At 54.9% G+C, this 20,249-nt stretch carries 21 protein-coding genes; 6 read left to right on the forward strand and 15 right to left on the reverse strand.

Going from position 1 to position 20,249, the window contains the following annotated elements; all coding sequences use genetic code 11:
- Window positions 1-53: 53 nt before the first annotated feature.
- On the reverse strand, window positions 54-782 hold the full coding sequence (locus MW898_RS09465; RefSeq protein WP_248906609.1) for a RuvC family protein: 729 nt from the start codon (window positions 780-782) through the stop codon (window positions 54-56).
- A gap of 215 nt (window positions 783-997) precedes the next feature.
- Between MW898_RS09465 and MW898_RS09470 the strand changes: the two genes are divergently transcribed.
- Window positions 998-1,243, forward strand: coding sequence for a hypothetical protein (locus MW898_RS09470; protein WP_248906611.1), 246 nt, complete (start codon window positions 998-1,000; stop codon window positions 1,241-1,243).
- A 124-nt stretch (window positions 1,244-1,367) separates the two neighbouring features.
- On the opposite strand, the gene radB is transcribed toward MW898_RS09470, so the two are convergent.
- A complete protein-coding gene (radB, locus tag MW898_RS09475) occupies window positions 1,368-2,111 on the reverse strand; it encodes a DNA repair and recombination protein RadB (protein WP_248906613.1) in 744 nt (247 codons plus the stop codon).
- Window positions 2,112-2,236: 125 nt separating this feature from the next.
- Between radB and MW898_RS09480 the strand changes: the two genes are divergently transcribed.
- A complete protein-coding gene (locus MW898_RS09480) occupies window positions 2,237-2,941 on the forward strand; it encodes a helix-turn-helix domain-containing protein (RefSeq protein ID WP_248906615.1) in 705 nt (234 codons plus the stop codon).
- Window positions 2,942-3,097: 156 nt separating this feature from the next.
- Window positions 3,098-3,838 (forward strand): HFX_2341 family transcriptional regulator domain-containing protein, encoded by a 741-nt coding sequence (locus tag MW898_RS09485; RefSeq protein WP_248906617.1) that lies wholly within the window; start codon window positions 3,098-3,100, stop codon window positions 3,836-3,838.
- A 951-nt stretch (window positions 3,839-4,789) separates the two neighbouring features.
- On the opposite strand, the gene MW898_RS09490 is transcribed toward MW898_RS09485, so the two are convergent.
- Genes MW898_RS09490 through MW898_RS09500 form a run of 3 tightly spaced genes read right to left on the reverse strand, consistent with a single transcriptional unit; the run spans window position 4,790 to window position 6,651 of the window.
- Complete coding sequence (locus tag MW898_RS09490) at window positions 4,790-5,458, reverse strand: cytochrome c biogenesis CcdA family protein (RefSeq protein ID WP_248906619.1); 669 nt, start codon at window positions 5,456-5,458, stop codon at window positions 4,790-4,792.
- A gap of 9 nt (window positions 5,459-5,467) precedes the next feature.
- On the reverse strand, window positions 5,468-5,992 hold the full coding sequence (locus MW898_RS09495) for a TlpA family protein disulfide reductase (RefSeq protein ID WP_248906622.1): 525 nt from the start codon (window positions 5,990-5,992) through the stop codon (window positions 5,468-5,470).
- A complete protein-coding gene (locus tag MW898_RS09500) occupies window positions 5,989-6,651 on the reverse strand; it encodes an SCO family protein (RefSeq protein WP_248906625.1) in 663 nt (220 codons plus the stop codon). The genes MW898_RS09495 and MW898_RS09500 overlap by 4 nt, the downstream gene beginning before the upstream one ends.
- A gap of 157 nt (window positions 6,652-6,808) precedes the next feature.
- Between MW898_RS09500 and MW898_RS09505 the strand changes: the two genes are divergently transcribed.
- The gene (locus MW898_RS09505) at window positions 6,809-7,288 is read left to right on the forward strand and encodes a hypothetical protein (protein ID WP_248909740.1); all 480 of its coding nucleotides are present in this window, start codon (window positions 6,809-6,811) and stop codon (window positions 7,286-7,288) included.
- 116 nt (window positions 7,289-7,404) lie between these two features.
- Here MW898_RS09505 and MW898_RS09510 read toward each other — a convergent pair whose 3' ends face one another.
- The 7 genes from MW898_RS09510 to MW898_RS09540 all read right to left on the reverse strand — a co-directional run bounded on the left by MW898_RS09510 (window position 7,405) and on the right by MW898_RS09540 (window position 14,581).
- Window positions 7,405-7,752 (reverse strand): helix-turn-helix transcriptional regulator, encoded by a 348-nt coding sequence (locus tag MW898_RS09510; protein WP_248906627.1) that lies wholly within the window; start codon window positions 7,750-7,752, stop codon window positions 7,405-7,407.
- A 24-nt stretch (window positions 7,753-7,776) separates the two neighbouring features.
- Entirely contained in the window at window positions 7,777-8,520 is a 744-nt protein-coding gene (locus MW898_RS09515; RefSeq protein WP_248909741.1) for an NRDE family protein, read from the reverse strand.
- A gap of 25 nt (window positions 8,521-8,545) precedes the next feature.
- Window positions 8,546-10,063, reverse strand: a complete 1,518-nt coding sequence (locus tag MW898_RS09520) for a class I adenylate-forming enzyme family protein (RefSeq protein WP_248906630.1) — start codon at window positions 10,061-10,063, stop codon at window positions 8,546-8,548.
- Entirely contained in the window at window positions 10,056-11,138 is a 1,083-nt protein-coding gene (locus MW898_RS09525; RefSeq protein WP_373689882.1) for a mandelate racemase/muconate lactonizing enzyme family protein, read from the reverse strand. Before MW898_RS09525 ends, MW898_RS09520 begins: the two co-directional genes overlap by 8 nt.
- Window positions 11,139-11,535: 397 nt before the next feature.
- On the reverse strand, window positions 11,536-12,552 hold the full coding sequence (locus MW898_RS09530) for a CAP domain-containing protein (RefSeq protein WP_248906652.1): 1,017 nt from the start codon (window positions 12,550-12,552) through the stop codon (window positions 11,536-11,538).
- 215 nt (window positions 12,553-12,767) lie between these two features.
- Window positions 12,768-13,697, reverse strand: a complete 930-nt coding sequence (locus MW898_RS09535) for a 1,4-dihydroxy-2-naphthoate polyprenyltransferase (RefSeq protein WP_248906653.1) — start codon at window positions 13,695-13,697, stop codon at window positions 12,768-12,770.
- Window positions 13,698-13,699: 2 nt separating this feature from the next.
- A complete protein-coding gene (locus tag MW898_RS09540) occupies window positions 13,700-14,581 on the reverse strand; it encodes a 1,4-dihydroxy-2-naphthoyl-CoA synthase (protein WP_248906655.1) in 882 nt (293 codons plus the stop codon).
- 212 nt (window positions 14,582-14,793) lie between these two features.
- On the opposite strand from MW898_RS09540, the gene MW898_RS09545 reads away from it, so the two are divergent.
- The gene (locus tag MW898_RS09545) at window positions 14,794-15,627 is read left to right on the forward strand and encodes a class I SAM-dependent methyltransferase (protein ID WP_248906657.1); all 834 of its coding nucleotides are present in this window, start codon (window positions 14,794-14,796) and stop codon (window positions 15,625-15,627) included.
- An 82-nt stretch (window positions 15,628-15,709) separates the two neighbouring features.
- Window positions 15,710-15,898 (forward strand): DUF8066 domain-containing protein, encoded by a 189-nt coding sequence (locus MW898_RS09550; RefSeq protein ID WP_248906658.1) that lies wholly within the window; start codon window positions 15,710-15,712, stop codon window positions 15,896-15,898.
- Window positions 15,899-15,904: 6 nt separating this feature from the next.
- Here the strand turns inward: MW898_RS09550 and MW898_RS09555 are convergent, their stop codons facing one another.
- From MW898_RS09555 to MW898_RS09565, 3 genes are all read right to left on the reverse strand, one after another.
- Window positions 15,905-16,162: a hypothetical protein gene (locus MW898_RS09555; RefSeq protein WP_248906660.1), complete on the reverse strand. Its 258-nt coding sequence runs from the start codon at window positions 16,160-16,162 to the stop codon at window positions 15,905-15,907.
- Window positions 16,163-16,231: 69 nt separating this feature from the next.
- Window positions 16,232-17,980, reverse strand: a complete 1,749-nt coding sequence (gene menD / locus MW898_RS09560) for a 2-succinyl-5-enolpyruvyl-6-hydroxy-3-cyclohexene-1-carboxylic-acid synthase (protein ID WP_248906661.1) — start codon at window positions 17,978-17,980, stop codon at window positions 16,232-16,234.
- 137 nt (window positions 17,981-18,117) lie between these two features.
- A complete protein-coding gene (locus tag MW898_RS09565) occupies window positions 18,118-19,470 on the reverse strand; it encodes an isochorismate synthase (protein ID WP_248906663.1) in 1,353 nt (450 codons plus the stop codon).
- Window positions 19,471-20,249: the final 779 nt, after the last annotated feature.

Genomic DNA, 20,249 nt, shown 5'->3' on the forward strand with positions numbered 1-20,249 from the left:
CGTTCGTTGGCTATGAGGATTGGTGTCGTCGAGACAAAATAGCAACAGCAAGATTATTTTCGGTGCTCTTCGAGTGCTTCTTCGACGCTTAGGTCGCCGAGTGCGACCCGTCGCGCGAGGTCTTCATCGATCGTGCGGTCACCACCGCTTTGCTTACGGGATCGTTCTTTGATCATCCGGATTTCGCCGGTCGTCGGTTCGATGTCTCGGCTTTCGATGTGTTCGCCTTCTATTCGAGCGATGTTGACAGCGGCGAGTACGTCGCCCATCCCGCGCGCGCCGGTTCCGAGATACGGTGTCGTTCCCGTTTCATCGACGAGTTCGACAGGGACGTCGGGAAGTTCGTCGATGATGCGCGCTCCCTTCAAGCGTGCACCGTCACCGATACGGACAATAGGATCAACCGCTCCTTCAATCTCGTCTCGGATCGTATCGGCAGCATCGGCAATGGGAACGTGAAATGCAGCCACGATCGTCTCTCCCGAGAAAACAGCAATCCCCGGTCGATCACCGGGATCAATTCCGATGACTGTTCTACCATCGCCACGAAGCAGTGCGAGGGCTCTCTCGACAGCCGATCGAGGATCGTCCGCGTCGATTTGAACAACCTCAATGCCAATCTGAGACGGAGAAATTTCGTCATCGGAACCAGTGATGAGCAACTCGGCTGTGTCTGGGATGGCTTCGTCGGGCTCGCGCGTGGTGAACTGCACCCCCCGATCTCGGAGCTCGTTCACCACGCCGTGATATATTTCGAAGTCCGTGGTGGCAACGACAATCACACTCTCCTACACCCGTCGTGTGGTTAAACAGTTACTGGCGGATGATAAATTTCATCGGTGTGTGGTTATCGGAATAGATGTAGATAGAGACACGAGAGTGAACACAGCCACGGATGAAGGCGTTCATTGATTATCGATTGAGCGACGTGAATTGTGAGATCAGGAACGCATTCGCAACTAGTTTTTCTTCGTCGATCGCATATGCAATGAGAAACATGACTGGCTCTCGAACGGCAATTGCGGTGGTCGGACTCATCGGAAGCCTTCTCATCAGTGTTCTTCTCTGGTGGTATTTCGACAGCTTCGTGTTTTTCCTGTTCGTGCCATTCGTCCCGTTTTTATTCCGAGGATCAAAGTCAGAAGAGCCGCTCTATTACTGTCCGTCCTGTGGATTTCAGACAAAAAATACCGCATACGGATACTGTCCGCGAGACGGAACGAAACTAGAAGCAGAAAAATAGCCGTGAGAATGTAGCCGTTTGCCCAGATTCAATAGCTACTGTGGAGTATGCGCTACCGGTCAGCCCCGAGTTGCAATAGATGAATATGGTATATCGACAGTAATGTGGAGACCAACAGTGATACTCACAGTTTCTCGACGGCAACCAGCCCCTCTTCAGTGATTCGGAATCGGGCGTTTTCACCAGTGGCTTTCGACCGATGCTTTTCGAGGGTTGCCCGCCGGTTTCCGGCACGGAACCGTTCGAGGCGGAGAACAGTGCCCGACCAGTGCATGAGAGTGTGACCACCGAGCGGGCGTGCCTGTTCCGTATCGGGATCGGTGAAGACCTGATTGGTAACGATCACTGCGAGTTCGTACCGGCGTGCGAGCGAAAGAAGATGCGTAACCTGACGGGTAACCGCCCGGAGCGCGTCGCCTTCATCACGCTCTGCACGCTCTAATCGGTAGAAACCAGTCGCGCTGTCGAGCACCACGAGATCGACCGTCGTGGCAACCTCCGATGCGTCTCTGACCGCTTCCTCCTGTTCTTGGAAATCGAGGGCTTCGCTAGTGATGACCCTCGAAGCGAGCTCGTCGAGATCTGCATCGGTTTCGTTCGGAGTGTCACCTTTGCTCCCACTTTCAGCATCTCTCTCGTCCGTGAGACGTGACTGTGCCATCTGTTCGAAACGATCGATTGACAGCCCCTCTGTATCGATATAGAGGACACTTCCACCTTCGGCGACCGTCTCGACGGTTGCCGCGAGCGCGAGGTTCGTCTTTCCCGAAGCCGGTGGACCGTACAGCTGTGTTACCGTGCCGCGGTCGAATCCACCGCCAAGCAGAGTGTCGATTGGTGGGCAACCGGTCGTGATAGGGACGCTCACAGACGAACTACGCACGTTTGGATGAAAACACCCCCGATCCCGCCTCAATCCAATCACATCGTTTTATTTCATTCTGTGCTCCGTCGGTCGTCACCCTTTTGCCCGGCTCGTTGCTCGGATTCACCATGCCGAATTCGCGCGAGGACCTAGCGCGGCGGATGTCCGGAGAGGTCGTGCTCAGCGATGATCCCGGAGCAACCCTCCGGAAGTGGCGCGACGATTTTGATATCTCTCAGACCACGCTCGCAGAGCAACTGGACGTGTCTCCGTCCGTCGTTTCAGATTACGAAAGTGGACGGCGACAAAGCCCCGGAATTGCCGTTGTCCGGCGTATTATCGAAGCATTACTCGATGTCGATGAGACACGCGGCGGTGAGCACGTTCGACAGTATACACGGGTGCTCTCTGCTGGATTCGAGAGCGATGTCGTGCACGACCTACAAGAGTATTCGACACCGGTCTCGATTGAACGGTTCCACAGTGCCATCAATGGACAGGAGATAGTGTCCGGAAGGCAGCATTCGATTGCCGGACACACGGTTATCAACTCTATCGAAGCAATTACTCGCCTCTCAAGCGAGGAGTTCTATCGACTCTATGGTCAGTCGACGAACCGAGCGCTCGTGTTTACCGACGTTACACGAGGAGAATCGCCGCTCGTCGCTCTTCGCGTCGTTACACCCACACCGACTGCCGTCGTTCTCCATGGACTGAACGGCGATGATCTCTGGGAACACGCATCCGCGCTTGCCAACGTAGACGGCTACTCACTGGCAACGACTGAACTCGAACTGGATAAAATGCTCGAAAAACTCAGAAGCATATCATGAAATAGAAAAAATAAAACAAGGCAGACAATATGCTGTAGCTTTGGATATTTACGGTGATAACAGATGAAGTGCAGTCGGATCGGATACGAACTCTCTCATCCATAGACAGAACGATAACAGGTAGGATTTAACATCTCGTGTGGTTTTACCCATATCATGAATCCTATCGATGAGGTACACATCGCGCCGTTGGGATACGAGTACGATCGTATTCTCGGGCCAGCGCGGCGGTACGATATCGACATCATCTATCTCCTCGAACACGACGAATCGTCCGAGACGAAGCCAGACTACCACGAAAAACTAAAAGGCGTACTCGCGGATGAAGGGATCGAGGTTCGTTCTCGAACAGTCAATCTACTCGACATCTACGACGTACTGGGGATCGTCACGACGGTTGTCTCAGAGCACAGCGATGACATCGTTCGCGTGAACGTCGCCAGTGGATCAAAGCTTTCGGCGGTCGGCGCAACCATCGCCTGTATGGCAACTGATGCGACCGCGTATTATGTTCATCCGGAAGGATACGCCCACGCAGATCGGAATGAGCGCCAAAGCTACGGTTACGTAGACGATGAAGTGCTCCCGTCCTATCCCATCGAATCACCAACTGCCGATCAGGTCGCAGCGATGGACTTCCTTGACTCCTCAACAACTGACATCTATACTCCAAAGAAAAAAGATATTATTGAGTACGCTGAAAACGAAGAGCTCTCGTTTATTTCGGATAATCAACCAGCAAACGACAAAGCGAAATTCGCGCTACTCAACGCGAATATCATCGACCCACTCGAAGAAAACGGGTATGTTGAAGTACAAAAAGTCGGTCGACAGAAACAGGTCACGCTCACACCAACCGGGCAAAATGCACTGCGTGCGTTCCGGCACAAACTATAATCTTACTTTAATTGATAAAATGACATCATTTATCCATAGACCACCATCTATCTGGTGAAATTGGGCAGTTTGGACAAACGGTCAATTATTGTATATTTTCTCTTCCGACCGCATTGAGCGCGACGGCACAACGTGTTCGTCGGTGATTGAGTTGGTCCGACCCCCAGAGAGCGTGAACGATATCGGAGAGACGAGCTGTCTCTACTTCATCTGAGTGAATTATCCCAGAGACAACCGAGTACCAATCAGTTGTTTCTGAGTAACAGACCCAAACCACACGATTTCCGAGCTACTTCCATCCGTTATAGTAGCTCCGATAGTATCTATTGTGTCCATACTATGAAAGATATCGATATAAAGCGTATAAAATTAGGTAGTGTGATAAAGTTGAATGTATAATCACGCATCTATTCAGTTGATGATGTCACAGTTGGTCATTGAATCGACAGGGACAGCAAACACCCCTCCGACACTGTCCGTCGATTCGTGGTCTACCGATTACCCGTGCGATTGGATCGATACTGGTCCCCGCATCTCCGCTTCGGCCCTCCATTCACATCGGCCATCGATCCCTCGTGGGGCTTGGTTGGCGGCATCATCGTGGCCCGTCGTTCACTGAAGAACAGACTCTCCGTCAGCGAGACGATTGGCCGAGAGGAACGGTCAATAGAACATATGCGTGTGAGCATACACGACTCGTGACCGGACAAGAGGCCGTCTTGGGACACTCATGGAAAATCGTGCGTGCGCCGCTCAGGAACGTATGAGTGCAAAGACGGTGAATCCGGAATCGGATCCCGGCAAGCAATTGAGGATCCCGCGAGTTGTCGTCTCGGACGTGACTCGGTGCGTTCTATCCTAACTGTTTGAGATTCGTTCGATACGCATGCTATCGCACATCGAAATTCGTCTCCTCAGCACAATGACGAACAGGTGTCACGTACAGCTCGTCTAAATATGTGCTACATCGAGAACGATCACCGAGAGATACAACTGTCCGATGCCAGCGAGGATCATAAGCACTGTTGCAATTGTCTGAAGGTGTTCGGTATAGCGACTGTAGTGCCACGCATCGTTGCCCACGGCGGCAAGCAGTGTCACTCCAACGAGCGGAAGCGATACAGCAAGCGCGTATCCACCGAAAATGAGTCCAGCCTGCACGGGTGGAAACGTTAGCGCTTGTGTGAGGACACCAAGAAGGATTGGTACGACACATCCGGCCGCAGCAGCAGCGTACCCCGCTCCGAACAGCCCGAACCCGACCACAGATCCAGAGCGTTCGGGAAGCGGGATCCGAAGATCAGGGGTACGATCCATAAGCATCAAAACACCGAATACGACAAGCGCAGCGCCAACAAGCGGCTCGAACAGCGGCAAGCGTTCGAGCACTGCTCGTCCTAGCGCAAATCCGACACTACCGACAACAACGAGAGTAACAAGGGCGCTCCCAGCAGCGAACAACGCAGGCAAGACGACGCCGGTTGACCGATCAGTATCGGTGTGGCTGAGAAAATACCCGACATATCCCGGCAGGAGAGGAAACGCACATGGAGCGAAGAACGTCGCAACACCGCCACTCACCGCGAATATGAACGCGCCAAAGAAGGTCACCGAACTCATGTTACGACGCTATGTTTCATTCAGGGCCGCCTCAATTTCGGCTCGGATTGTGTCGCTCCTCGCAACGCCTCTATGTCGCCACGTAATCGTTCCATCTGCGTCAGCAACGGCGATGTAGGGGAGCCCACCAGCTCCGAGCATCGCCATCAGCTCACTCTCGGGATCTAACCCAAGCGTCCAGTGACCATCGTTCTGGTGCCACCACATGCGGATGTCCGCACGGGACAGTGTTCCGCCGATCCGTTCGTTTGTCACAGAGATGAATGCGAGGTCATCACCATACGCGTCGTGGAGAGATGCGAGTCCGCCCATCTGTGCTTTACACGGAGAACACCACGTCGCAAACAGATCAATCACCGTCACGGTGTTTTCAATGGGAACGCTGATTGTTCCCCGATCCGATCCGTGGGCATTCATCGTCTCGATTTGCACTGGCAACGCAGTGCCTGCAGGAAGCTCCTGTGCTGCAACCCACGCGCTGCCACCGGTGAGCGACACACCAGCGATACCGGCTAACAGCTGTCGGCGGTTCATCGGAGTTTGGCCAAATCGTCGATAATCGTCTCTTGGTCCGGTGATTTTGTCTTGTAGGCTCGCTCGACATACCCATCAGCGTTAACGAGGAGCGTCAACGGTGTGTGCGTGAACATGTATCCTGACTGCTTTTTTGTGGGAGTTTTCTCGAACATAACGCCGAACTCCTTTTGGATAATCTGCGTTGCACTCTGCTCCGAGTCGGGTCGTAAGAAGTACCAGTTGCCCGCACCGTCGGCTATGTTCATCTCTTCTGCGTAGGCTTGCAACCGTTGGGCGTGATCGCGGGCCGGATCGAACGTAATCGGAAGAAACGTTACCTGATTCGCGTAGCCATTGTTCATCGCGTCTGTCTGAACATTTCTGAGTGCCGAAATGAGTACCGGACAGATGGTCATGCAGTGGCTGAAAAAGAACGTGATGACAGTCGGTGTATCGACAGTACGTAGAGACACTGATCGAGAATCGACCGGAGCCGGAATCGTGACGTCTGGGACGCGTTCACCCCACGCCTGATACGGCACATCGGAGCTGTCGAACTGGCGGTCTGGTTCACCGAGCGTGACGTTTGGATTTGGGTCGGCAAGACCGAGGCATCCACCAAGTGTTCCAACAGTCCCGATGGTGGCGAGCGATCCGAGAAATATCCGCCTCTTCATACATCACTGCAACAGTCACAAGAATAAGGGCTATTTGGTTCAATTCACGAATCACTGCGGTATTGCTTTCAACAGTTCGATTATTCGGCATCTCCGTTTCGATGATCGTGCCAGAACGATTAGGTCCAAACCACGAAATCATCAGATTGTGTCAGAAATGCCAAACGGAGCAACTCGACGAGACGTTCTCAAGACAGGCCTCGGTGCAGCGATGGGAACCATTGCACTCCCGTTGATCAGCCGTCGGGCGGCCGCACATTTCCCCGACGAACTCATGATCGACATCAAACCAGGCTGTGGCCGAAATCCAATCAATCCGAAGAGTCGGGGGGTCATCCCCGTGACGGTTGCTCGAACCGAATTCGAAAAAGACGGATCACGCGTCGTGTTCGACCCAGCAGAGCGAGCCGTCCGCTATCGGTTCGGCGCACCCGATGTCGTCGAACAGGGCGGTGGCGCGCGTCCAGTGCACGGCGGACACATCGTCGACGGCGACGATCACGAGATCCTTGTTCTTCACTTCCCGACACAGGATGCGGGTTTTGACGGTGATGAATCACTCGGGAAACTCCTCTGGGAACGCGACGAGAACGGAGAGCACGGCTACGCTGGTACAGACCACGTGATAGTTAGATAAGGTTTCATAGCCGCTCGATTACGATGTGACGTATTCTCCACTATTCACTGATGAAATAAATGAGCACGAATAACACAGCATAGCGGAGAAGCCGATTAGTTTGAGCGCAACTGCAGTTACTGATACGCCAGGGTCATGATCCACTGAGAGAATGCGTCACTGTTTGCTTCTACCTCCTCGTCAGCAACGAACGGGGAGAGCAGATCACCGGCCATGAGCAACGAGAAATCAAGGTCGCGCGTTGCGGGTGTGAGATGATACGTATTGTGTCCGTTGTAGATCGCTTCCTCACGCTGGATAAATCCCTGCTCGGCCAGTGATTCGACGATACGACTACCTTTGCGAGAGGAGACATCGAGCTCTTTCCAGAAGTCACTCTGATGAATACCACCCGTCTCGCGGATGAGCGCGAGGCCCGCGCGCTCGTCCTCCGAAAGATCGCTCTCGTCAGCTACGACGCTCATAGTTGGTATGAGTTGGTGAACGGTTTAAAGTTGCTTGTCCACTGTTTCATAACGATTCTTACATGGAGGACCATCGGCGAACTCGTACTGACCGCGTCCGCTACTATCGACGCGGATGAGCGACGACGAGCGGGTACCGTACCCGTCGCCGTGGATACAGACGCCGAATTCGTGGTTCCCGAGTGCGCCGCTGGCACGTTTGTGCCACGCGAGAGCAGTTTCCGACGATTGGGGCTGAAGGTGCTCAAAGAGTCTGCGCCCATTTTCGGCTTGCTGCTCGCTCACTTCAGGACGGAGCGATGGAATGGTGTACGTCGTGTCGTAGCCGACGTTCATAATCACATGAATACCAGGAGACAGCGTGCGAATAGTCGGACCACCGTCATATTCGATGAGGATAGCACTGTTCTCATCAGCGACGAGAAGGTTGAATCCCTCGTACTCATTCACATCGAGTGCCCGTTCAACGGTCCGGCAGGCATCAGTTGCAGTTTGTTGATCGAGTGCGTCACGGACAAGCAGACCTCTTGAACGCTCGCCAGCGAGATCGGCATCGACCCAGCGATTAGTGATTGCAGCAACAAGACCGTCCTCGTTGTAGCCGATCCACGTTCCACCGGCCTCCTCGTCGGTCGGTGCGACGATTCGGCGCTCGCTCTCGATGACCTGTGGTGGTCGAGTGGGTCGGTCAAACCGCTCGTCCCGATTCGCTGCAATGAGAACCGGATAATTTTCAAAAACCTGCCATGAAATGGTAAGAGTACACACGGGAAAACAGATGATCTCTTCAGAGTTAAGTCCGCGCCACGTCGAGGCGCGCACGGACCACCTCGCGGTCGATCGTGCCGGATTCTGTCCGCGGGATCGCCCCAAACGTGACGACTCGGGGTAGCTTATGCGACGCGAGACGCGCGCGACAGTAGGATTCGATGGTGGCAGCATCGACAGAACTGTCTTGGTCCGTCTGTTCGAGGAGTGCACCAACGCACTCACCCCATTCTGCGTCTGGAAGTCCGACAACCGCCGCGTCGGCGATCTCCGGATGATCGCAAAGGACGTTTGCGACTTCACTCGGATCAACGGTCTTGCCCCCAGTAACGATGCGATCGCCCGCTCGTCCATCGACCCACAGCCGATCATCCTCATCGAGATAGCCGATATCTCCCGTCCGGAATCCGTGTGCACAGAACGCGTCTCCTGTTGCTTTGGAATCACGGTAGTACTGTTTCATAATCGTCGGGCCAGAAACGACGATCTCTCCTCGCTCGTTCGGTGGAAGCGGATACCCGTCGTCGTCGATGATAGTGACGGTCGTCATGAAAAGCGGCCGTCCAACGGTTCCAGGGTTCGCAGTCGCCTCAGAAGGCCGAGCAGTAGCGATCTGGGAGGCCGCTTCTGTCATTCCGTAGGTTGGATGGAGGGGGACGCCGCGGTCGCCACAATGCTCAATGAGTTCATTCGATGCTGGTGCGCCGCCAAGGAGGACAACACGAAGTGAATCTGGGAGTGTGCCAACAGAAAGCAAGCGCTCGAGCAGGACAGGGACTATCGAAACACCGGTCGCCTCGTGCTGGGAAAGAGCATTGAGGAGTGGCTTCGGGTCAGTTGGCGCGAGAATGAGACCGGTTCCGTCGATGACCGCTCGATAGACGGGCGCGATCCCACCCATATGGTGTAATGCGAGCGGAGAACACCATCGATCGGTAGGGAGTACGCCGAGCCTGTCGGCCGACGCGACCGCACTGGTAAACACATTCCTAACAGTGAGGACAACGAGCTTTGGCTGGCCGGTCGTCCCCGACGTATAGAGCATCACGAGCGGATCGGTCGGCTTCCACTCGGGATCAGCAGCCGATTCGTCAGCTGTCGGTGAATCCATGAGTGAGACGTTACCGTCGTCGACAGAGGAGACAGGGACACTACAATCGACTGCAATCGGCTCTGTCTCGCGCTCACAGACGAGTAGATCGAGATCTGCGCGTTCGACCCGAGGCGCGAGCTCCGATAGCGTCTGTTCTGTCGAAAGTGGGACGACCACAGCCCCGAGGCGCATCGTCGCGTGGATGAGCCAGACGGCTTCCGGGCGGTTGCTCATGAGCAGTCCGACGTGGCTCCCGTGACCGACACCGAGCGTCGCCAATCGAGCAGCGACCTGATCGACGGTCTCATTGAGCGCCGAATACGTCACACTTGCGCGCGTGTTCGTAGTTTCCGTTTCTGCGCGCATGTCCGTGCTCGTGCTGGAGTCGGCTGTGATGAGTGCTGTCGCATCCGGCGAGACGACCGCTCGGTGGGATAGCCAATCACGCATCAGTTATACCTGAACGTCGAGAGATATTGCCGTTTCCTTGTGGAACGGCGATCCGTCCTCGCGTGGCTGGTAATCGGTGCGTGAGGAGATCCTCAGCCAGTCGGTCACCGGTTGCGAGCCCACAAGCAGAGATACCAGAGATGCTTGCAGCGACGTGAACAGCCCCCGAGCGCGCATACGCGCCGTCGATCGTCGTCGTCACGATGGGAATCACGTCCTCGGAGCTCGTGCTATCAGTTCCTTCGTGCGCCATTATGGCCGCATCACGCACACGATCGAGTCCTCCAAGCACCATTGGCTTCAAAATGAGGACATCTGCTGCGCCTGCCGAAAGTATCTCATCGACCGATATTTCAGCGAGCGTTTCGTCGAGCGCTACGCCCACATCACCTCCGCGTAGAGCGGTGTGTCCCTCAATATTGTCGGGAGAAAGGGGTTGTTCGATGTAGCTGATATTCACAGCGTCGAGCTCTTCGAACGCGCGATCGGCCTGCTCGCGGCTCCATGCGCCGTTGGCGTCTCCTCGTAGTTCAACGGCCGGCCCAACAGCATCGCGGACGGCACGCAGTCTCTCTACATCCGCTGTGACTGGTCGTGCTCCAACCTTGCACTTGAGACAGTCGTAGCCTCGGTCGACCGCGCGCGTGGCAGCTCGAACAGTCGCTTCGACCGAACCATCCCCGATCGTCGCGTTCACTGGAACCGACGTGACTCGTTCTGTGCCACCGAGATACCGATAGAGGGGCTGTCTCGCTTGCCGTGCGCGCAGATCCGAGAATGCAAGCGCGAGTCCGTGCCGTGCGGCCGGACAGGAAGCAGGAACCTCAGCGAGAATCGTCTCACGGTCGGTCGTGGAACGAGCGAGCGGTTCACGTTCACTGACGGACACCGCCCGTTCGAGCGCAGTGCGACATTCATCAATCGATTCGGTCCAGCCGGGAAGTGGTGTCGCCTCCCCGATGCCCTCGACGCCATCACGTTCGATGCGGACGAGAAATCCATCGCGGTGCGTGATCGTCCGATCCGCTGTGGAGAGCGGGCGGGCAAGATCGAGAGAAAACGGTTCAACTGTCAAAGTACGATCCATCTTTCTTCGAGAAGAGACGTCCATCCACTGTGGAGGTGTGTCTGGAGGAGGGTGGGGAAAGAATGCGAGACATTGCTGTCTACCACTTGTTCGATGTACGGTGATTCTACACTGCATCTATTCATTCGTCTTCTGTGTCTCGGGTCTCGACAGCCAAATGTATTGTCGGAGACAGTCCCTTAAGCAAACCACGTCGGGCGCTACCAACACGGTTGCTCCTACTAGGCAAAAGACAATTCGACGCGGCCGATAGCGGTTACGGTGCGGTTCACAGATCGAGGAATCTCTTCGTTGCGAGACAAAGGTGTTTGTGCGCATCGATCACGTCCGAACAGAGTCGAGACAGCCAGATCGTCACGATTCGGTTGTCTGCCAGCGCAAGCAGTCAGCATCCATTCCCGAATCCCTCTGTCGCGTACAAAACGTCGTCATCGGTAATTGCGATACCGATGCCTTCTGTCTTCCACGTTCCAAGGATGTTCCGACGGTGAGAATCGCTCGACCACCACTGCTCGACGATATTGGCGGCGATCTCCTCGGGAGAGGTGCCCTGAATGCTCCGATACAGAATATTCTCTCCCAACCCGTTGCAGCTGATGCCCTCGTCGTTGTAGTGATCCGCGAAGCTGTCATCCCCAGGTGCAACGTGGGAGAAGTAGTCACGGTCGATCATGTCCTGACTGTGCTTGCGAGCGACACTCGCCATTTGGGTGTCGTATGAGATGGGTGCTTTACCGTTGTTCTTGCGCTGCCGATTGACTTCCTGATGAACGTTGCGCTCAATCTGATGGATGGTGGACGATCCATCTTCATCCGATTCTGTTGACGATCCGTCTCCATCTGATTCACTGGATGACCCGTCCCCATCCGATTCAGCGGGCGATCCGTCATCTGATCCGGCGGATGATCCATCTCCACCCGATTCAGCGGACGATCGTTCGGTGACAGTCAGCGTGTAGCGTCCACTACCTTCGTGCGAGCTAACAAGAATTCGCAGGTCCGTCGAACTATCCGGATCGTCGAGAGTGATCGATCCTTTGCTGGCTTTCGACCACGACTGCTGATCAGAGTGAGACCCGATTGGACAGGAAGTGGTGCCTTCACTGATATAGAGGTCGAAATCCGCGCCATCCGGTCCAACAAGCTCGACGACAACCGTCCTCGGGCTGGAAAGCTCCCACTTGTATGACCAGTACTCGCTCTCCCAGGTTCTGGCGAGCGAACTATCGACACTCGCTGTGGCAGAATCCGAACCACTCCCCTGTCCCGCTCCACGATCAGAATCGGTAGTGGTAGCGGAAGCGGGAGTGGCCATACCACCGATGGTAGCCACCGCACCTCCTGTTCCAATCGCTTTCAACAGTGTTCTGCGTTCGAAGCCGTTCTCTATTTCATCCGACATTACTGTAGCCAGAACTGTATTAATCGTTAATTTATTAAAATCTATCCATATGTATTTCTCAATGACATCTACATGCCGATATTTGATTCATAAAAACAAACGTTATTACATAATTTATAATGCAGTTTGATAGACATTATACCATCGTTGTTGATGAGTAACACTCACTCCGTGGGAAATGCTACCGACCGAGTGCGTATAGTAGCCGAATACTCCTAAGCGAGAGCGAATCCCACAGCGAAGAGCACCGAGTGGGCTGCAAGCAACTTCCCAGTCGTTTCGAGCGCTGGGTTGAGGGCATCGCCGCTCGTTTTCGTGAGCACCGTCCGCGAGAGCGAAATCGCAAGCGGGAGTGTGAGCAACGGTAAGAGAACAGTGAGACTGTAGCCGATCAAGGCAAACGCGATCGGAACGACGTACGCCAACCCGATCAACGACAGGAATTCGATACGGCTCCATCGATAGCCTAACATCACTGCCAGCGTGCGCTTTCCGGTTTTCGCGTCGGTCTCTCGGTCGCGGATGTTGTTCACGACGAGAATTGTAGTCGAAAGTCCCGCTGCTGGAAGACTTGCGAGAACAACCACTGTGGGTACCGTTTCCGGAGGAATACCGATCGAAAGCGGCGCTGCGGTCATCGCTGTTGCTTGTACGTAGTACGTGCCGGTGACCGCGACCAGTCCGAAGAAGACGAACACAAAGAGGTCACCCAACCCCCGGTAGCCGTACGGGTACGGTCCACCAGTGTAGAGAAGTCCTGCCGCGACTGAGGACAGTCCGACGATCAGAATCGGGAGTCCACCAACGTAAACGAGATACACCCCTGTAAGGATGGCAACAGCGAAGGTGCCGTACATCGCGCGCTTGACCGCTGCTGGCCGGATAAGTCCCGACTGTGTGACGCGTGTGAATCCTTCGCGTTCATCGGTGTCTGCACCCTTTACGGCGTCGTAGTAGTCGTTTGCGAAGTTCGTTCCGATCTGGATGAGCAGCGCTCCGAGCAGCGCCGCAAGCGCCGGTATCGGGCTAAAGACTTCGGATTCAATCGCGAGACCGATCCCGACCACGACCGGAGACGCACCGGCTGGAAGCGTCTGCGGGCGAGCGGCCATCAGCCACGCTTTTTTTCGAGAAACCTCCGTCATACCTAGTAGTGCCACGGCACGCCAGAGAAGTCTGGCGCGCGCCCCTCGACGAAGGCGTCGCGTCCCTCTCGGGCTTCATCGGTCATGTACGCGAGCCGGGTCGCCTCACCCGCAAACACCTGCTGACCGACTAGCCCGTCGGTGTCAAGATTGAACGCGTATTTTAACATCCGAATCGCCGTTGGGGATTTCCCGTTGATCTCCTTTGCCCATTCGAGCGCGGTTTCTTCGAGGGAAGCGTGTGGAACCACGTCATTGACCATTCCCATCGTTGCCGCCTCCGCTGCGGAGTACGACTTCCCGAGGAAGAAAATCTCACGGGCTTTCTTTTGACCAACCTGCTGGGCGAGATACGCTGATCCGAAACCACCGTCGAAGCTCGCCACGTCGGGGTCAGTCTGTTTGAACTGTGCGTGTTCCTCGCTCGCCAGCGTCATATCACAGACGACATGGAGGCTGTGTCCGCCGCCAACCGCCCAGCCAGGAACGACCGCGATAACTGGCTTTGGCAGATGGCGAATGAGCCGCTGGACTTCGAGGATGTGGAGTCGTCCGGTCTCACTCCCCTCACCATCATCGTACTGATAGCCATCGGCTCCTCTGATGGCTTGATCACCGCCGGAACAGAACGCTCGGCCTCCGTCTTTTGATGATGGACCGTTGCCGGTGAGCAACACGCAGCCGACGTCGGTCTGTCGTTTCGCGTGATCAAGCGCGACGTAGAGTTCGTCGACCGTTCCAGGGCGAAACGCGTTGCGCACTTCGGGTCGATCGAACGCGATACGGACTGTTCCCTGCTCACGCGCGCGATGGTAGGTGATATCCCGGAAGTCGAATTCCGTGATTTCATCCCACTGCTCTGCATCGAAAAGTTCCGAAACCATGGCGGAACTTGGTCGGGCGCCGCAAAAAGATTCCTCGTCTGGTTCTGGTTTTGCATCACGCGGACGGTACGCGATAAGTCGAGTATGAAAAACGCTAAGTGATCAAATCGAGAAGGTGTGACGCTGTTCTCACGTCGACGGGTAGTAGCGATGCAACTGTCAACTGCGCGTGCTGAATTGATCGAAGATCACTCTGAGACGGAGGAATCGACGTGACTCCGCTTTCGCTCAATGACCTTCCGAGACACTCCGAGTGGGCCGCCTATCTGCTCGATGCGAGCAGCGATCCACCGACTGATCCGGAAATGTACACGAAATTAGAGACGTACGATGATATCTACGCCTATCTCCTCAAGCGATACCACGAGAATCCGATCGATTACGAGACGTTCATCGAGGAAACACGGTCGTTGGGGCGTAACGATCCAGACGTCATCTCGATCGACGAAGCGCTGTATTTTGCCAGCTCAGCTGAACTCCTCGCACAAGAGAGATCCGTCATCCGCGATGCGCTTCGACCAGCACTCGGTGGAGACGAAACCGTCGTTGATCTCGGCTGTGGGTGGGGTGCGACCCTCGGCGTCATTGCCGACACATTTCCGAACCGCGTGATTGGGGGCGAATACAGCGAACACGGCGTCGAATTGGCACGCGAGCTCTCCGCTGGAACGGACCGCATCTCGGTCGAACAGTTCGATTTCCACGGTGATTGGGATCTCCTTGATGGAAATAACAATATTATCTTCACTTGTGATTCGCTTACAGCGATAGCTTCTGTTGAAACAGTGGTTGATCGGCTCGCATCGTGTGTGGGAGACGGTGAGATCATCGGTGGCGTTCATCTTGAACCAGTCGGACCACATCCCGACACGATGCTCGGACTGCTCCGCCGACAGTACGCAAAAGTTCGGAACTACAATACGGACGTATTGTCCGCCATCGGCAAACATCAGAATCTCTCGGTGACCACTGTCGAATACGACAGTATCGGGGCAAATCCGCTCCATCCCCTCACGACAGTGAGGTGGCAGGCCAAACAGGAGTGAACAGTGGCTCAAATAAGCCACAACAAATCAGTAACTATTAGGGTAGGTACGGACACTCAAGAGACGATACATGACAACCATGATGGACAAGAAAAATGAATACGCTGTTATTGGCGTCGGTCTCATTGCAGTGCTTACGTTCCTGTACGCAGTCGTTCTCAGGCAGGCGCTCTTACAGTGGCTGTCGTTCATGCTGACGTTCGTCTTTCTGTATCTCGCGGTGCGGCTCGTTCGGGCGGTTGAACGGATCGCCGCCGCCGTTGAGGAGTAATCAGCTTCAGCTCCTCATCGATCGAAGCCGGCTGTACAGTCGGAATCGAACGCCGGCTGACCGGAATCCACCGTACAGCACGAACACCCCGAGCAATCCATTGAACAGGAATGTCTGTGACGTAATCGGGTGTTCGAGAGCGAAGAACACGATTTGAAGCCCGATATAGGTAAAAAGGAGACCGAACAGTCGGCAAACTGTTGTTATGGCGATGTAGCGACGTGATGGGGAAGTCGCATCGTCTGCGGGCGTATTGGAGGACATGATTGTATTTACAATTTAATTCAGTCGATAATAACAGTACGTCCGTTGATTGATCCAGAGCACACGACGTTACTGTTCAGTCATTTCACACACCTTTTCGTGAAGGGAATCCCTGTGTCTGTGGCTCTCCTGTCCGTCGACACAGACTTCGATGACTTGCGTTCCCTCTCCTTCGATTGATTTGCGGTAGGCCGCACGAAACGCTTCGCGCGATTCGCACCGCTCGAAGTCCAGACCGTATAAATCGCCGGTTGACTCGAAGTCCAGATTGTGTGGGGTGTTGAAGTACTCAGTGAACGGAGGATCGAACTCCTCGATCGGAAGGAGGTGGAAAATACCGCCACCGTCGTTGTTCACGAGAACAATTGTGACATCAACGTCACACCGACTGACAGCGAGGAGGCCGTTCATGTCGTGATAGTACGCGATGTCCCCGGTGACAAGCACGAGCGGTTCCTCGTCACTCGCGCTTTTGACTCCAAGGGCGGTGCTCGTGATGCCATCGATTCCGCTTGCGCCACGGTTTCCGAACGTTGTTATCGCTGCCGACCGTGGCGGACCGAATCTGTCGAGATCGCGGACGGGCATACTGTTCGAGACGAACAGCGTGCTCGGATCCGGTGTCAGCGTGGTCACATCGTACACGAGTCCGCCCTCGAAGAGAGTCGCGTCGCGTTCGATGAACGACCAGTAGTCCTGTTCGGCCTGTTCGAAGCGACTGTACCACTCCGTTCCTGCATGAGTAGTTTCGACGCGTTGTGCGAGCGCATCGGCGAGTCGCGTTGGATCCGCACTGACGAGATCGGTTGCGGTGAACGACGCCTCCCGCCAGCCACCGGCAGGATCGACGACGAACTGTCGGGCTCCAGAGTCGCGCAGATACTGTCGGAGCGTTTTCGAGGTGGGTGAGGCACCGAACCGGAGGACAACATCGGGGTCGTGATCGAATGCAGCGAGATACGAATCGTATCCGCCACAGACCAACACACGCTCGACGTGCGTGCCGAAGCGATGACCAGAAAGCGGATCAGCGAGAACCGGGAAATCCGTCGCATCCGCCAGTCGAGACAGCGCATTTGTGGTGAGATCACTTTCGGGTCCTGTAACGATGAGACCCCGGTGCGCAGTCTCGATCGATTTCATTAGCGCGCGCACGTCATTCGCATCAAAATCGAGAGCTGGCTCTCCACCGGTCACAGTTACGAACGGTCCATCGCGTCCGTAAACTGCACGAGGATACTCCTCCGCGAAATCCTCTGGAACGTCATCAGTGGGGACGGGTTCGAGTGGTTTTTCGAACGGGACGTTGAGGTGGACAGGTCCCGGCTCGACGCCCATTGTCGTCCCAACCGCTCGCGCGATGGCAGTCCGAAGTGATCGGAGTTTACGATCATCTGCGTCTGGTTCGGGAAGCGTCCGATATGCGCGCACCGCGTCGCCGTAGAGCTTCTCCTGATCGATCGTCTGATTTGCGCCGCTGTCCTGAAGCACCCGCGGCCGATCGGCCGTGAGCAAGAGCATCGGTACGCGCGATTGGTGGGACTCGATGACAGCAGGGTGGAAATTCGCTGCTGCGGTTCCTGACGTACAGACGAGCGGGGTCGGGATTCCTGTGCGCTTTGCGCGACCGAGCGCGAAAAACGCAGCCGAACGCTCATCGAGATGTGAATACGTCTCGATAGCGTCGTGATCGGCGAGCGCAACTGTGAGCGGAGTACATCGGCTGCCTGGAGCGAGACAAACAGCGTTCACGCCTGCCTTCGCAAGTTCATCAGCGATGACCGATCCCCAAAGCGTGTTCCGGTTTTGTAAGCTCATTCACGTACCCTCACTCCGAACCGCAGACGCCCGTCCTTCCTGACATCACCTGAGCAGCCGTCAGGCCACTCACAGTTCATACGCTGCACCTCACGAGCCTCGTTTTTCTGACTGCATTGCTCATATGAGATCTGAAATCATTCGAGTGCATCGAGAACTGGTCGGTATTTCAGTTGGACTTCGTCCCATTCACGGTCGGGGTCACTATCTGCAACGATGCCGACGCCAGCAAACAGCGTTACGACGTCTCGCGCCGTGACGGCAGAGCGGAGGGCAACCGCGAAGGTACCGTTGCCATCGGCATCGAACCAGCCGACAGGTGCGGCATACCAACCGCGTTCGAACGGTTCTGTCGTTCGGATGGTCGCAAGGGCACGATCCGGCGGGAGTCCACCGACTGCAGGCGTCGGATGGAGCGCTTCAACAAGTGAGAGAATGTGCTCGTCTCGCGTGAGTTCAGCCGAGAGTGGCGTTTCGAGGTGCTGAACCGTCGCCAGTCGCCGAATGCGGCGTTCGTCTGTCGTGATTGTCGTCGAAAGCGGTTCGAGTTGTTCTCGAATCGCCTCGACAACGAGATCGTGCTCGTGATTGTCCTTCTCGCTGGATAGCAGTTCACGGGCGAGCCATTCGTCCTCTTCGGGGGTATCGCCGCGTCCAGTCGTTCCCGCGAGTGCACCCGTTTCGACGGTTCGTCCACGAAGTGAGACGAGACGCTCGGGAGTTGCTCCGAGGAAGTGTGCACCGTCGAGGGCATCGATAAGAAACCCGAAGCAGTCAGGATAGGTTTCACGGAGGCGAGCGAGGGTATCAGGAACCGAAAGCTCATCTGCAAGCGTCGTCCGGAGTGCCTGTGCAAGAACAACTTTCCGGAGAGCACCAACACGAATCTGTTCAACCGACGCCTCGACAGCAGCGCGCCAATCGTCCCGATCCGTCGCTCGCTCGCGGTCAGCAATCCCAGGCGGGTCCGAATTTTCACCGGACGTAGAAAGTGAAGACAGCCACTGCGTGGCGTCTGTGAGATATTCTTCAATTCCTCGCTGAGACTCGCCAACTGTGTTGACAGTGAGCCACGCGCGATCGTCTTTCCACGTGATCTGAATGCGGGGAAGAACGAACTGTGCGCCAGGAAATCCGGACCATGGTGCACGGGAAGCGTGGTCGTCGTGGAACGCAAAGCCACCGAAGAGTCGCGGACGGGCTGCCTCAGCATCCGTATCGACATCGGAGTTGGTGAATAAATCGGTTGCTCGCTCACGGATTGTCATGAAACGATCCGATCCGTCCGCCCGTAGAACAGCAGCCGCTCCGTTTCCAACGACGGTCGTCCCTCCCGTTTCTGATGCCTGCTCCGGTGTCGACCACACTGTTCGTGGTGTGTCAGACGACCGAATCACAGACAGGAACGACGGTGGGTCGATCGGTAACGAACGGCTTATAAGCGATCCTTCGAACGAATACACCGACTCACCACCACGGAGTCGACTCATTACGTGAAATATTCTCTCCGGAACACTAACTGTACCGTTCTTCGCGCCACAGACGTTGTTTAGACATCACACATGAGATAGAATGCCATACATTCATCGGATCAGTGAAAATGATACCTATCGAAGTAAAAATTTCAGTTGAAACAAAGAGATTGTGGGAATATATGATAATCATAGAGGTAGTAATAAATCAGAGTATATAACCGAATGTGGCACAGTAGCAGAGAACACAGTCGACACGGGTCTGTGTGCTGTTATCTGAATCGACTGTCGGACAGCGGTCAGTTGACGATTCTTGGGCTTCGTCCACCATCGACGTAGACTCAGCAACTGAACTTTTGGGTGGTGCCAGTGGGACACACGTATGGTGAAATCAAAATCCTCCTGATCTCGCCGTTGGGTGTATTATCCAATCGATAGATGAATTTGTATCTGTTTATTTTTATAAACAGTTGAGTCAGTCATGCGCAGAATTAAATAATATACCACAGATTTATCCGTGGTTGTGTTGAACAATCAGATGGTCCTCAATGGGATAAGTTGGAGACCGAAACCGTGTTTCACACACGGTTTTCCCCAATGCTTCGAACCAATGTCTTGATATCCCGTGTTCGGTCTCCAGTTGCTTCTATCATGCTATAGTACTTAACCTTCATATATAGTTACCAAACCATAAAATTTGAAAGATACTTACCACGTGAATCAGGCGAGTTCTCCAATCGTTAGCAATAGTGCATCATCAGAGGAAGACAAGCGATTTTACCGAGATAGATATCAAA

Origin of the sequence: Halocatena marina, from assembly GCF_023276375.1 — an archaeon.
Taxonomy (GTDB): Archaea; Halobacteriota; Halobacteria; order Halobacteriales; family Haloarculaceae; genus Halocatena; species Halocatena marina.